At 72.1% G+C, this 13911-nt stretch carries 9 protein-coding genes and 1 pseudogene; 5 read left to right on the forward strand and 5 right to left on the reverse strand.

Annotated elements, in window-relative coordinates:
* Nucleotides 1-39: 39 nt before the first annotated feature.
* Nucleotides 40-342 carry a hypothetical protein gene (locus tag C1708_RS35775; protein WP_106411252.1) on the reverse strand — a complete coding sequence of 101 codons (303 nt, stop codon included), beginning with the start codon at nt 340-342 and terminating at the stop codon, nt 40-42.
* Between the two features lie 518 nt (nt 343-860).
* On the opposite strand from C1708_RS35775, the gene C1708_RS03545 reads away from it, so the two are divergent.
* From C1708_RS03545 to C1708_RS34305, 4 genes and pseudogenes are all read left to right on the forward strand, one after another.
* Complete coding sequence (locus C1708_RS03545) at nt 861-2840, forward strand: RICIN domain-containing protein (protein ID WP_106411253.1); 1980 nt, start codon at nt 861-863, stop codon at nt 2838-2840.
* 134 nt (nt 2841-2974) lie between these two features.
* Nucleotides 2975-4273, forward strand: coding sequence for an SGNH/GDSL hydrolase family protein (locus C1708_RS03550; RefSeq protein ID WP_106411254.1), 1299 nt, complete (start codon nt 2975-2977; stop codon nt 4271-4273).
* A gap of 155 nt (nt 4274-4428) precedes the next feature.
* Nucleotides 4429-5250 (forward strand): SAM-dependent methyltransferase, encoded by an 822-nt coding sequence (locus tag C1708_RS03555; protein ID WP_241911149.1) that lies wholly within the window; start codon nt 4429-4431, stop codon nt 5248-5250.
* Nucleotides 5251-5382: 132 nt separating this feature from the next.
* A pseudogene (locus C1708_RS34305) lies at nt 5383-5496 on the forward strand (IS5/IS1182 family transposase); the annotation flags it as partial.
* Nucleotides 5497-5507: 11 nt separating this feature from the next.
* Here C1708_RS34305 and C1708_RS03565 read toward each other — a convergent pair.
* Nucleotides 5508-5819 carry a hypothetical protein gene (locus C1708_RS03565; RefSeq protein ID WP_241911414.1) on the reverse strand — a complete coding sequence of 104 codons (312 nt, stop codon included), beginning with the start codon at nt 5817-5819 and terminating at the stop codon, nt 5508-5510.
* Between the two features lie 192 nt (nt 5820-6011).
* On the opposite strand from C1708_RS03565, the gene C1708_RS03570 reads away from it, so the two are divergent.
* Entirely contained in the window at nt 6012-8597 is a 2586-nt protein-coding gene (locus C1708_RS03570) for a GmrSD restriction endonuclease domain-containing protein (protein WP_106411257.1), read from the forward strand.
* Nucleotides 8598-9116: 519 nt separating this feature from the next.
* On the opposite strand, the gene C1708_RS03585 is transcribed toward C1708_RS03570, so the two are convergent.
* The 3 genes from C1708_RS03585 to C1708_RS03595 all read right to left on the reverse strand — a co-directional run bounded on the left by C1708_RS03585 (nt 9117) and on the right by C1708_RS03595 (nt 13745).
* Nucleotides 9117-10982 carry an ABC transporter ATP-binding protein gene (locus tag C1708_RS03585; protein WP_106411258.1) on the reverse strand — a complete coding sequence of 622 codons (1866 nt, stop codon included), beginning with the start codon at nt 10980-10982 and terminating at the stop codon, nt 9117-9119.
* The gene (locus C1708_RS03590; protein WP_106411259.1) at nt 10979-12679 is read right to left on the reverse strand and encodes an ABC transporter ATP-binding protein; all 1701 of its coding nucleotides are present in this window, start codon (nt 12677-12679) and stop codon (nt 10979-10981) included. The genes C1708_RS03585 and C1708_RS03590 overlap by 4 nt, the downstream gene beginning before the upstream one ends.
* An 82-nt stretch (nt 12680-12761) precedes the next feature.
* Complete coding sequence (locus C1708_RS03595) at nt 12762-13745, reverse strand: DUF6215 domain-containing protein (protein ID WP_106411260.1); 984 nt, start codon at nt 13743-13745, stop codon at nt 12762-12764.
* Nucleotides 13746-13911: the final 166 nt, after the last annotated feature.

Genomic DNA, 13911 nt, shown 5'->3' on the forward strand with positions numbered 1-13911 from the left:
GCGGGATAACGGTGTTGCCATGGTTCCGCCTCTCGCTCGTCAGAAGGTTTCGACGTACTCCTCGGCCGGTCCGAGGTCGGGCCGGCCGAGGACTTCCACCCGGTCGCCCAGCCGTTCGAGTTCCAGCGGGGTGAGGGTGTTCCCGCCCGGCAGCGGTGCGGGCGGGCAGAGCGGACGCCGGGGACCGGTCTCCCGGTGACGGCCGAGCAGGGGGCCGCCGACCCGCGCGAGCCCCTTGGCCGCCCCTGGCGGGGTGAGGGAACCGCCGGCCGGCTCCGGGACCGTGGACCGGTCGCGGCCCGGGTGCGGTTCGTGGACGTTCCACGGGACGTACGGGTCCACGGCGGTGAGGCCCGGGGCCGTGGCCCGCCCGGGCAGGTCGGCCCACCTGGTCGGAATGGACGCGGAAGTGATGCGGGGACCCCGCCGGAATCCGCAGCGGCCGGCCGTGCGGACGGGTCGGGAGCGGCCCAGGCGCGGCCTCCGGGTGGGTCCGCGATCCCTCGGTGTTATCGGTGCCATGGCCAGCCCTTCCCTCCGCCGAAACCGCTGCACCGCGTCCGGCAGCCGGGCGTGCTGCGATCAGCACGGGGTCACACACACGAGACTCCGAGGTGCGGCATGGCTCTCCCATAAGGCACGCCACGGGAACTATGACAGACGTTGTTATCGATGCCAACCGTATCGGCACGGATGGAGCGCACCATGGGAAAGAGGCGCGGCACGCACCCTTGACTGTGTCCTGACACGTCTCCTACCGTCCGGTGGTCAAGACATCAGACGTCTTCTGTCATCTCCGACCGGTGTGCACGAACACATCTCGGCTCCCCATTCGTCCGGCGACCCCGCAGGGAGACACCGTGCGCCTCCGAAGACTGACTCTTCTCCTGTCCGTCCTGTCACTCCCCCTCACCTCGGTGTGGGCCGCGCCCACCGCCCACGCGGCGGCGCAGTCCCAGACCTTCCACGTGGACTGCGGTGCCGCCGCCGGCGGCGACGGCAGCCAGGCCAGGCCCTGGAACGCCCTGTCCACGGTCAACGCCCGTACGTTCCAGCCCGGCGACGCGATCCTCCTCAAGCGCGGCTCCACCTGCACCGGGCAGCAGCTCTTCCCCAAGGGCTCGGGAGCCTCGGGCAGCCCCATCCGGATCGGCGCCTACGGCAGTGGCGCCAAACCGAAGCTGGCGGGCGCCGGCCAGGTGACGGACGTGGTCCGGCTCGCGGACCAGGAGTACTGGGAGATCGCCGACCTCGACATCTCCAACAAGGGGAACACCGCGGCGACCAGGCGCGGCGTCCACATCACCCGCACCGACTCCGGAACGGGAACGTACTACCGGATCCGCGGGCTGGACGTGCACGACGTGAACGGCAACCAGACCAAGAAGGACGACGACGCGAGCGCGGGCATCTTCTTCGAGGTCCTCGGCCACACGACGCCGACCAGGTTCGACGACGTGGTCGTCGAGAACAACACGGTCCGGACCGTCGACCGCTACGGCATCCACTTCTGGACGCGCTGGATGACCAGGCCGGAGCTGAACAACCCCAACTGCGGCACCACCTGCGGCACCTGGACGCCGCAGACCCGGGTCGTGATCCGCGGCAACACCGTGACGGACATCGGCGGTGACGCGATCGTGCCGCACCACACCGAGGGCGCGCTCGTCGAGCACAACAGGGTCGACGGCTTCCGCGAGCGTGAACCGGCCCATTGCGCGGCCGGCGTCTGGGGCTGGAACACCAACCGTGCCCTGTACCAGTTCAACGAGGTCAGCGGCGGCAAGAGCGAGTGCGACGGCCAGGGCCTGGACATCGACGAGGCCAACATCGGCACCGTCTACCAGTACAACTACAGCCACGACAACGAGGGTGGCTTCATCCTCCTGTGCAACGGCGCCGGCTCCACCACCGCCGACAACGTCGTGCGGTACAACATCAGCCAGAACGACGGCGGACAGCTCTTCGACATGGTCTGCGCCAAGACCAGCAACACGCAGATCTACAACAACACCTTCTACCTCTCCCGCCCGGTCGACATCATCAACAACGCCAACGGGTCGGGCGCCGCGAACGCGGTGTTCAGCAACAACATCTTCCACGTGGCCACGTCCGAGGCCTCCTACGTCAACGCGGGCAGCCTGGCCTTCGACTCCAACGTCTTCTACGGCGACCACCCGGCCGGCGAGCCGGCCGACCCGAACAAGGTGACCGCCGATCCGAAGCTCGTCGCACCGGGCACCGCGACCTCCCGTGCCGACGCGGACGGTTACCGGCTCGGGACCGGTTCGTCCGCACTCGCCAACGGCCGGCCCCTGGCCGCCCCCGGCGCCCGCGACTACTTCGGCAACCCGGTCACGGCCGGTTGCGTCCCCGACCGTGGCGCCCACCAGTCGACGACGGCCTGCACCGCTCCCACGGGGCCGTCGAACGGTGTGCACCAGATCTCCGCGGGCGGCCAGGCCATCGACGTGCCCGCCAACTCCACCGAGCAGGGCACCCAGTTGCACGGCTGGAAGTGGCACGGCGGCAACAACCAGAAGTGGACGGTCACCCGCACCGCGGACGGCTCCTACACCCTGCGGAACGTGCACTCGGGCCTGTGCGCGGACGTCCGTGACAACTCCAAGGAGGCCGGGGCGGCCGTCATCCAGTGGCCGTGCAGCGGGGCGGCGAACCAGCGGTGGACCGCCACCTGGAAGAACGGCGGTTACACCTTGACCTCCAAGTCCAGCGGCCTGCTGCTGACCTTGGCCTCCGGCGCCGACGGGGGGCTGATCTCCCAGCGGCCGGCCGCGTCCGGCGCGATCCAGACGTGGGCCTTCGTCCCGCAGCCCTGAACCGGCGGGAGCGCTCTGGCACAGGCGGGGACGGCGGGACCCCGCCGTCCCCGCCTGTGCCACACGACACCGGACACCTCACGACTCGACCGAAGCGGCCCGCCCGGGCCACCGGACCTCACGAGGGGCGAACCATGCGAAGACGAGCCGTACTCGCCGCCGCCGGCTCCCTGGCCGCCGCGATGACCGTTTCCACGGGCCGGGCGCTGGCCGCGCAGACCGTCGGCCCCGTGCTGGACCACCGGGTCGAGAGGACGTACGACGGCACGTCGTACACCGACCTCTCCGCCCAGGTGTCCGCCGTCAGGGGGCTGAGCACCGGCACGGTCCTCGCCACCTGCAGAACCACCAGCCGCAATCCGGCGATGACCCTCCTCGGCGTGTCGAACCCGCTGGAGCCGTCCAGCGAGGTCTTCCTCGGACTGGCCGGCGGCGCCCTGCAGTTCGTCGTCCGCGAGCGGGGCGCCGTCCTGGTGAACCGCCTCACCCGCACGATGTACGACGACGGCGCCTGGCACACCTTCGCCGTGACCGTCTCCGGCCAGGGCACGACCTTCCACGCCGACGGCCGCCCCGTGCTGACGCTGGCGAACACCCGGTTCTTCTCCGCCGTCTCCGGCCTGGCCTCGGCCAACGTGGGACGCAACGTCGACAGCACCCACCCGGGCGGTGAGTGGTTCTACACCGGCGGCATCCGCCGGGTCGCCGTCTACGACCGGGTGCTGACCCAGGCGGAACTGCAGGCCGAGAGCGTCCGGGTGGACCTCGCGGACTTCGGCGCCCTCTCGGGGATCCTCAACTCCGACACCCCCGCCAACTGGGTGATCACGGGGGACAGCATCACGCACGGCGCGCTGTGGACCAACGGCTGGCGCAGTTACGCCGAGCACTTCCAGGAGCGCGTCCGCTGGGAGCTGGGCAAGCCCAAGAACACCGACTTCGTGGTGGACACCGGTGTCAGCGGCGCCACCACCGACGATCTGGTGGCCGCGTTCCCCCAGCGGGTGACGGCGTTCTCCCCGCGTGTCGTGTCGATCATGCTGGGCACCAACGACGTCGCGACCCCGGGCATCGGCCGGGCGGTCTACCGGGCGAACCTCGTCCGGCTGGTCGACGCCGTCCGCGCCCTGCCCGGCGGGGTCGTACCGGTCCTGCAGACCCCCAACCCCGTCGACCTCGCCCGATGGAGCAACCGCACGGCGCTCGGCGACTACGCCGAGACCATGCGGGAGGTCGCGCGGGAACAAGGTGTCGTCCTCGTCGACCACCACGCCCACTGGCCGGCGGCCCACGGCGGCAGTGTGCCCACCCGTCTCCTGGGGGACGGGCTCCACCCCGACCAGCGCGGGCATCTGTTCCTCGCCCACAAGATGATCCGGGACCTGCGCGTCTTCGACCCCGGCAGCCGGGTCTGCTCGCTGATCATTCCCTGACCGTCCGATACCGCCGGCCCGGTCGCGCTCCGGGCCAGCTCCCCGTCGCACACCCGGGATCCGCTCGACACGCCGCGTCCGCCTTTTCCGTGGAAGTGCGTTCCATGAGGGGGTACTTGATCAAATCCTTCACCACTTTGTGTGAAGCTATGCCCATGGCATCCATGGAATCCCCCGAAACCTCGCACGGCGACATCAGGGACAGACTGCAGACCGACCGTCCGCACTCCGCCCGGGTCTGGAACTACCTCCTGGGCGGCAAGGACAACTACCCCGTCGACAGCGAGGTCGGCGACGCCATCCTGAGCACGTTCCCGGAGTTCGCCGCCGTCGCCCGGCTGCAGCGGCGGTTCCTCGCGCGCGCCGTGCGCTTCCTCGTGCGGGAGGCCGGCATCCGTCAGTTCCTGGACATCGGTACGGGACTGCCCACCGCGGACAACACCCACGAACTGGCGCAGCGCATCGCGCCCGAGAGCCGCATCGTGTACGTGGACAACGATCCGCTGGTGCTGGTGCACGCCGAGGCGCTGCTCACCAGCAGCCCCGAGGGGGCCTGCGCCTACGTGGACGCGGACGTGCGCGACCCGGAGCGGATCCTGGCCGAGGCCGCCAAGACGCTGGACTTCAGCCGCCCGGTCGCCCTGACCATGCTCGGGATCGTGGGACAGATCTCCGACGCCGACCGGCCGGCGGACCTGGTGAGCGCCCTGCTGTCCGGACTTCCCTCGGGCAGCTACCTGGCCCTGAGCGACGGCACGGACTCGAACGAGGCGCTCAACACGGCGGTCGCGGCGTACAACAAGCAGTCCGCCAACACCTACCACCTCCGGTCACCGGAGGAGATCGCCTCGTACTTCGCCGGGCTGGACCTGGTGGATCCCGGGGTCGTCGCCACGGCCTCCTGGCGCCCGGACCCCGACGCGTCCGAGACGGACGCGCCCGACGTCTCCGTGGCGGGAGTCGCGCTCAAGAAGTAGTCGTTCGTCTCGAGGCCGGGCCGCCGCCCTGAATCCCGAGTCACCGGCGCGAAGCGCCGTGCCGAAGGGGAACGGGGCGGTGACGCCGGGGGCCGACAGGAAACGTCCGTCGCGCGTCACCCCGGCCGGTGTGCCCGGGTGCGGGCCAAGTCGCACCGCCTGCTCCTCGACGAACTCGGCTCCCGGGGTGAGCTGGACCGGTCCCGTCGTGCGATCGACCCGGTGAACGTGCGGGCCTTGAAAGGAGTGGGTTCGCGTTACGAACCCTCGACCGGCAGCCCTGCCACGAACTCTGCGAGACCGGACGCTTGAGGCGGCGCCTGCCCACGCAGAAACCGCTGGTAGTGGTCAGCGACGAGACGGCGCAGGTCTGCCTCGGCCGGTTCATCACCCGTGAGCTCAAGGGCGACCTGATGTGGCTCACCCGTCATGCGCAACGGTCTGGCCAGAGCATCGAACCCGCAGATGTATTCATCGGGCATCTCCCACCACGCCTCGGCGAAGGTTCCACCTTGGAAGACATACATGTGGTAATCGTCATCGAAGAGGATCACGGGGCCGATCGGCATAGTCACTCGTGGAGTATGGCGCACCCTGCAGGCCGGATACGTGCCTCGCCAAACCTGAGTTCCAGGTCAGTGCCGCCAAATGTGACCGGTTCTCCGGTGCTTCGGCACTTCGTGGGGCTTATCCGGTACGCGGACCGCCCAAGCCTGGTGTAATCGGCGGCGAACGACCGAGGATCAAGAGGGGGCCGCCACATGCAGGCCAAGGAGACGTTGTTCGCCGATCTGGTGCAGGGCCGGGCGCAGCAGTTCCAAGTTCCGCTCTACCAGCGAACGTACTCCTGGACCGAGAAACATCTCAAACAGCTCTGGAGCGACATCCTGGAACAGGCTGGGCTGCTCGAGTCGTCTGAAGAGAAGGGGAGCACGCACTTCCTCGGTTCGGTGGTGCTCGCGCCGTCGCCGCAGAACGACGCGACGTTCCCCCGCTGGCTCGTCGTCGACGGCCAGCAGCGGCTGACCACGCTGTCCCTGGCCCTGGCTGCCATCCGTGATCATGTCGCGGACACCGCGCCGGTCGAGGCTCAGCGCATCGACGAGCAGTACCTGATCAACAAGTGGAAGAGCGGCAACGACCACCTCCGTCTGCTGCCGACGCAGGCGGACCGGACGCAGTTCGCCGCCCACATCCGCGGCCCCCTCACCGATCAGGACACCGGCAGCGGCGTCGCCACCGCCTACGCGTTCTTCCGCAAGAAGCTGGTCGAAGCGGACGATCCGGCAGCCCCTCAGGACGTGTTCCGCATCGAGCAGGCGATCACCTCCCGGCTCGCGCTGGTGGCGGTGACCGCCGAGCGCGGTGACAACGTCCACCGCATCTTCGAGTCCCTCAACAACACCGGTCTCAAGCTGAGCCAGGCCGACCTGCTGCGCAACTACCTCTTCATGAAGCTCCAAACGCGCGGCGAGCACGTCTACGAGACCTACTGGCTCCCCCTGCAGAGGAGCCTGAGCAACGATGAGCTGGAACAGCTCATGTGGCTGCAACTCGTACTCGACGGAGACGACCGGGTCCGCCGCCAAGACCTGTACGCCGCCCAGCAGAGGCGCTTCGAGGACACCGGGGCCGGCGACGAGGAGATCGAGGCGTACATCAGGGAACTGCACCGTCGCAGCGCCCACTTCCGCCGGCTGCTGCATCCCGAGGAGGAGCCCGACCCTGCGGTCCGGGACGCGCTCCGCCGCCTGGACGCGTGGCAGGCTGCCGTCACCTACCCCGCTCTGATGCTGCTGTTCGACCGGCGCGAGCGCGGGGAGCTGGACTCCGCCGGGACCGCCCGCGCCCTGGCGTACATCGAGAGCTTCCTCGTCCGCCGGATGATCTGCCGGGTCCCGACCAACAACCTCAACCGGATTTTCCAAGCCGTGCCCGGACAGCTTCCGCTCGACGTGCCCGTCGCCGAAGGGCTGCACCGGCTTCTCTCCTCCGAGAACCGCTTCTGGCCCGACGACGCCGAACTGCGCGAGAAGATCAGGACCGCGCCGTTCTACCAGTACGGCCGGTGGCAGCAGCGCAAGCTGGTGCTGCAACGGCTGGAGGAGAGCTACGGGCATCCCGAACCGGTCGACTTCGCCGCCGCGCAGCTCACCGTCGAGCACGTCATGCCGCAGTCGCCCGGTGACGAGTGGCTGCGAGCCCTGAGCGAGGAGGCCGACGAGGGCGAGACCGCGGAGGAACTGCACGCCCGGTTCCAGCACACCCTCGGCAACCTGACGCTCACCGCGGTCAACGCGGAGCTGTCCAACCATCCCTTCGAGCGCAAGCAGGACCTGCTGCGGGGCAGCCACCTGGAGATGAACCGTCGCATCGCCGCCACCGAACGCTGGGGCGTGCGCGAGATCCTGACCCGTGCCGACGAACTCGCCGATCGTGCCATCGCGTTGTGGCCGGCTCCGCTGCGTGGAGTGGGCCGCGCGGAGCGCAATCGCGACTGGCAGCTCGCCCACCAAGTGCTCGCCGCCCTCCCTCACGGCACCTGGACCTCGTACGGCGACCTCGCCGCGTTCCTCGGTTCCGGCGCTCAAGCCGTGGGCAACCACCTGGCCAACACCCCCGGAGTGGTCAACGCGTACCGTGTCCTCACCTCCGAGGGCAAGGTCTCCGACGGCTTCCGGTGGGCGACGCCCCAGGAGGCGGGAAGCGACGACGTCCGCGCCCGGCTGACCGCCGACGGCGTCCGCTTCACGGCCACCGGGGCCGCCGACCCTGTCCAGCGGCTCACCGCCGACGACCTCGCCGCGCTGCTCGCCGGCACGGACGATGACCGGGCGGACGGCGGGGACACCGCTCAGAACGGAACCGCGGGAGCTCCGGGTGAGGAGACCCGCGCCGAACGGTTCTTCCGCCAGCTCGCCGCCGACGACTCCCCTGAGACGGTCGAAGCGGTCCGCGCGCTCTTCACCCACTGGGAGTCACTGGGCGGCTGGATCGGCCACGGCGCCGGACACGTCACCACGAGTGCGTACCTCATGCTCGGCGAGGCGGGCGGCCCCGGGCGCGGCATCTGGCCGATGACGCTCTACCCCGGTGCCGGGCGCGGGGGCACGGCGGAGGTGGTGTTCCAGTACATGGCCGCACGGGAGCCGTTCACCGACCGCGCGCTGCGCGCCGAACTCCTGGCCCGCCTCAACGCCCTGGACGGTGTCGACATCCCGGAGGGCAAGCTGGAGCTGCGCCCCAACATCCGGCTGTCCCTACTGGAGAAGGAGCGCAACCGGGAGCTGCTCAGCGAGACGCTGACGTGGTTCCGGGACCGCTGGGAGAGCCAGGACTCGTCCTGAGCGGTGCCCGCCGGGCGCATTCCGCCCCTGCCGTCTTGCCGCCCGGCGGGCACAGCTCGCAACCCCAGGCGTCGGCGAGCGAGGCGACCAGGAGCAGGCTCCGTCCGGACTCGCCGTCAGCGTCGGTGGCGGAAGTCGGCACGGGCCGGCGCTCGCCCCCGCGCGTCGGTGACCTTGATACGCGGGATGGGGGCAGAGTGAGGGCCAGGCGTGCGTTCCCGCCTCTCACCCGGCCGTGCAGGGCCGCGTTCGCGGTCAGTTCGACGATATCGCGGCGGCCCCCGGCTCGCGTTCACGCGGAGCGCGTGGTCCGGGTTCGTCGCGGGCCTGGGGCGGGACCGGGCCTGACCCGCCGTGCCGGGACCGTGCAGTACGGGACGCTCGTCCGCCCGCGTCGGCACGGCTGATGCGGGCGGACGAGCGTCGCCCGTGCACGACACCCGTCGTTTTCTTCGGCGGACGTGATGATGTCGCGAGCAGGGTCTGGCCTGGCCAGTTCCCCCTAGGCGTGCTCGCCCGTCACCGGGGCGCCGGAACGTACGGCTGCGGCTCGTCCGGGGCGGCGGAGCGCAGTCCCGTCCAGCTCCACCACAGCGCGGCGTAGCGCCCGCCCGCCGCGAGCAGTTCGTCGTGCGTTCCGCTCTCCACCACGGCGCCCTGGTCGAGCACCAGGATCCGGTCGGCGCGTTCGGCCTGGGTGAGCCGGTGCGCGACCAGCAGCGTGGTCCGGCCGCGGGTCGCCGCCTCGGCGGCCTCCTCCAGCACCCGGGCGCCCGCGCTGCCCGCCTCGGCCGTCGCCTCGTCCAGCACCGCCACCGGCGGGTCGGCCAACGCCAGCCTGGCCAGGGCGACGTGACCCGCCTGGGCGGCGGTCAGCGGGTGCGCGCCCTCGCCGACGCGGGTGGCCGGACCGTCCGGCAGCGCACGCGCCCAGCCGAGGGCGCCCACCGCGTCGAGCGCGGCCAGCACCGCCTCGTCGTCGGCCTCGGGGCGGCCGAGTCGCACGTTGTCGAGGAGGGTGCCGTGGAAGACGTGCAACTCCTGGCTGAGCAGGGCCACATGGCGGCCCAGCCGGCTCTCCCCGATCCGGTCCAGGCGCGCCCCGCCCAGCCGTACGGTGCCGGCCGTGGGCTTCAGCACGCCGGCGATGACGGAGGCGAGCGTGGTCTTGCCCGCGCCGCTGGCGCCGACCAGCGCCACCCGCTCGCCGGGGGCGACCGTCAGCGTGACGTCCCGCAGCACGGTCCGGTCGTCGTACGCGTGGGTGACGCCGCGCAGTTCGAGGCTCGCGTCGGCCGGCGTCTCGGGGACCTCGGGCTCGGGCGGCGGGCTCATGGTGGCGATCCCGGCGAGCCGTGCCAGGCTCGCCCCGGCTTCCTGGACGTCGTCGAACTGCATGACGAGGAAGCCGATCGGGTTGAACAGCCGGTGGAAGTAGAGCGTCGCGGCCGTCACCGCGCCCACGGTCACCGCGTCGGCCCGCACCAGCAGGAAACCGGTGACGAGGACGGCGGTGAGCCCGATCAGCTCGGCGAGGTTGAGCCGCGAGCCGAACCGGGTGAACAGCCGGAACACGGTGAGGGACACGTCGCGCGCCTCGGCCGACCGCTCGTCCACCCGCGCCACGTGCTCGGCCTCCCGCCGGTGGGCGAGCACGGTGGACGCGCCGTTCAGGGAGGCCGCCATCGCCTGGGTGCGCGCGCCGGTCGCCACGCGCTGCTCGGCGTAGAGGGGGCCGGAGCGCGGCAGGTACCAGCGCAGCGCGAGCACGTACACGGGGGCCGCCGCGAGTCCGGCGAGGCCGAGCCGCCAGTCCAGGGCGAACAGTCCGGCGCCGGTGAGGGCCACGGTGAACAGGGCGCTCACCAGCTGCGGCACGACGGCGGAGACGGCGGCGGTGACGACGGCGACGTCGTCACCCGTGCGGGAGAGCAGGTCGCCGGTGCCGGCCCGCTCCAGGACCGCGGAGGGGAGGTGGAGCGCGCGGTCGAGCACGCGGGCGCGGATGCGGGCCAGGACCGTCTCGCCCAGCCGGGCCACCAGGGCGGCGCCGAGTCCGGTGAGCACCCCGGCGGCGACGGCGGCGGCCACCAGGGTGACGACCACGGACAGCAGGCTGTCGGTGCCGGCGCCGGCCCGTACGTCGTCGACGAGGCCGCCGAGCACCCAGGGGGCGACGAGCCCGGTGGTGCCGGCCAGCAGCGTCACCGCCACGGCGGCCGCCGTGAGCCGCCGGTGCCCGGCCAGTTCGGCGCGGAGCAGCGCCCAGGTGCGGCGGGGGGAGGCGATGGGCAGCAGGTCCTGCCGGGGGCCGCCGGGGGTCGCCGCGGCCGGGGGCGCGTCCTGCTGTCCGGGCCGTGCCACGTCGTCCGTCCGCTCGTTCATCGCAGGACCGCCTTCCGGTACGCCGGGTCCGACGCGGCGAGTTCGCTGTGGGTGCCGGTGCGCACGGCGCGTCCGCCCTCGACCACGACCACCCGGTCGGCGCGCGCCAGCAGCGCGGGGCTGCTGGTGACCACGACGGTGCAGTGTCCGCGGCGCCGGTCGGCGAGCCCCTGGGCCATCGCCTCCTCCGTCACCGCGTCGACGGCCGTGGTCGGGTCGTGCAGCACGAGCACGGGAGGCGACGCCAGCAGCGCGCGGGCCACGCCGAGGCGCTGCCGTTGCCCGCCGGAGAGCGAGCCGCCGCGTTCGGTGACGCGGTGGCCGAGGCCGGCCGGGTGCTGGGCGACGATGTCGTCGGCCGCGGCGGCGGTCACCGCGGCGGCGACCGCCTCGTCGTCGTGGTCCGCGCCCGCCGTGAGGTTGTCCCGCAGGGTGCCCTCGAACAGGGCGACGTCGTGCTCTTCGACGAGCACCGTGCGCCGCCGCGCGTCGAGGGTGAGGTCCGCAGCGGGCACACCGCCGGTCAGGACCTCTCCCCCGTGCCCGGCCGCGCGGCCGGAGATCACCGCGAGCAACGCGTCGGCGTCGCGCGGGTCGTGGGCGACGACGGCGGTGAGCTGTCCGTGCGGGGCGTGCAGGTCGAGGCCGTCCAGGGTGCGGTGGGTGACGCCGCGCAGCGTCAGGTCGGCCTGTCCGGGCGCCTGGTCGCGGGTGCCCGGAACGGTCAGCGGCGGGGCGTCCACGGCGCCGGCCCAGCGGCGGGCGGAGGCCCTCGCCTGTGCCAGGAGCTGCCCGCAGAAGCCGAGGGTGTTCAGCGGCTCGGCGATGAACTGGGCGAGGCCGACGACCGTCACGAGCTGTCCGACCGTCAGGCGTCCGTCGAGCGCCGACCAGCCGGCGAACCCGGCGACCGCGGCGAGGAACAGTCCGCTGCTCGTCGTCGTCACGCCCCGGTGCAGCCCGGTGGTGGTGGCGGTGCGCAGGCCCGCCTCCAGCGCTTCCTCGCCCGTCGCCCGGTAGCGGTCGGAGGCGGCGCCGCGGGCCCCGATGCCGCGCAGGGTGCGCAGCCCGCCGAGCAGGTCGGCGGCCAGGGCCGTGACGCGTCCCGTGGCCTCCTGGAGCGCGGCGCTGTGCCGGGTGAGACGGGGTCCGACCCAGCCGTTGAGCAGGACCGAGAACGTCACGCCCGCCAGCACGCCGAGGCCGAGGGGCACGTCGATGAGGAGCAGGGCCACGGACGACACGGCGATGGCGGCGAACGCGGCGAACGCGAAGGACACCGCGTGGATGATCAGCGCGGTCCGCTGCGCGTCCGACGAGGCGATGGCGAGGAGTTCGCCGGTCCGCAGGTCCGTACGGCGGCCGCGCGGGTCCAGGGCGGCGCGGGTCACGTCGACGCGCAGCAGGTGCGCCTCCCGTTCCAGCGCGGTCATGCCCTGCCGGGCGCCGAGGCGGTACGCGTAGGCGAGGACGGTGAAGAGCACCGTCAGACCGGCGACGGACCAGAGCAGCGCCGTGACGTCGCCGGTGGCCACGGCACGGTCGATGACCAGGCCGATGGCGATCGGGACGGTGGCCTCCGCGGCCTGGTGCAGCGCCAGCAGCAGCCAGCCGGCCATGAGCCGCCCGCGGTGGCGCCGCAGTGCCGCGGCGAACACCGCCCGGGGCGTGCGGGGCTGGGGCGGGCTGCCGGGCATGCGTGAGTCCTTCGGAGCGGCGACACCGCACGGGCGCGCAGGTTAGGTCAGCCGAACCTTACCAACGCCGTCCGGCCGTGGATCAGCCCCGGTCCCGCTTCCCCCGCGCGATCTCGGGCAGGACCGCCTCGGCGATGTCGAGGAGGGCCCTGTCGTCCGGGAGCGCCCCGGTCTCGCTCCACACGGTGAAGCCGTAGGAGCCGCCCCGGTCCTCGCCGTCGAGCGCCACGGTCAGCGTCCGGGCCAGGGGTCCCTGCCCCACGGGGCCGCCGGAGCCGCCGCCGCTCCCCAGGTCGAACTGGATCCTCATCATGTGGTCCGAGGTGAACAGCGCGGGTCGCCCCAGCACCGTGAGCTTCCTGAGGTCCGGGGCGTTCCGGTACGTCGTCAGGTTCGCGTACTGGGCGACCGTCAGCTCGTCGTACGTGGCCGACAGCTCCACGGTGTACGTGTCGAACTCGACCCTCGCCTCGGGCCGGGCGACCTTCCCGTCGGTCAGGGGGGCGGTGGCGTCGGTGCCGGAGGCGTAGGTCGCGGTCTCGGTGGGGGTGCCGAGGAGTTCGGGCAGCTCGGGCCGGTTGAGCGCCCGGCACAGGTCCTCGCCGGTCACGGCGTCGGACGTGGCCCGGTGGGCGGTCGGCGGCTTCCCGTCCTCGTCGCCGCTCCAGCACGTGGCGGCCCGAGAGGCCCCCGTGGCGCCGGATTCCGGGAGCCGGCCCTCGATCCACAGGACGCCTCCGATCACCGCGAAGAGGCCGATGGCCAGGGCGGCCTGAGCGAAGGCGTTGGGCTCCTTCCCGGGAGGACGCCGTACCGCCGGGGCGACGGGCGCCGTCACCGCGGCCACCGGAGGGGCCGGGCGCCGGCGGGCGCGCAGCGCGTGCACGACCACGCGCACGCGCACCACCGCCACCAGCAGGAACGCCGCGCCGATGACGGCCGGCGCCCATCCCTCGCCGTCGACGAGAGCCATGTGGAGGATGCGTACGCCGAACACCGTCCCGACCAGGATGACCAGCGGCTCGCGGATCCAGAAGGGGAGGAGACGGACGAGGAGACCGAGCATCCGGTGATCTCATCAGGAGCAAGATCACAAGGACTGTGGTGGAAGCCACAGTTCCGGCCCGGTACCCGATTGTGATGAAACGGAGGAGGCCGCCCGGGCGTGGGGGCCGGCTCGGCGCAGCGTTGACGATGGTCACGTCGCGGGTGCGGACCGGGAGGACGGGACG

It is taken from the genome of Streptomyces sp. DH-12 (genome assembly GCF_002899455.1).
Taxonomy (GTDB): Bacteria; Actinomycetota; Actinomycetes; order Streptomycetales; family Streptomycetaceae; genus Streptomyces.

Coding starts and splice junctions, on each gene's coding strand:
- C1708_RS03550 (WP_106411254.1), top strand. CDS start 2,975: ATGCGAAGACGAGCCGTACTCGCCGCCGCCGGCTCCCTGGCCGCCGCG.
- C1708_RS03555 (WP_241911149.1), top strand. CDS start 4,429: ATGGCATCCATGGAATCCCCCGAAACCTCGCACGGCGACATCAGGGAC.
- C1708_RS03565 (WP_241911414.1), bottom strand. CDS start 5,819: ATGCCGATCGGCCCCGTGATCCTCTTCGATGACGATTACCACATGTAT.
- C1708_RS03570 (WP_106411257.1), top strand. CDS start 6,012: ATGCAGGCCAAGGAGACGTTGTTCGCCGATCTGGTGCAGGGCCGGGCG.
- C1708_RS03585 (WP_106411258.1), bottom strand. CDS start 10,982: ATGAACGAGCGGACGGACGACGTGGCACGGCCCGGACAGCAGGACGCG.
- C1708_RS03590 (WP_106411259.1), bottom strand. CDS start 12,679: ATGCCCGGCAGCCCGCCCCAGCCCCGCACGCCCCGGGCGGTGTTCGCC.
- C1708_RS03595 (WP_106411260.1), bottom strand. CDS start 13,745: ATGCTCGGTCTCCTCGTCCGTCTCCTCCCCTTCTGGATCCGCGAGCCG.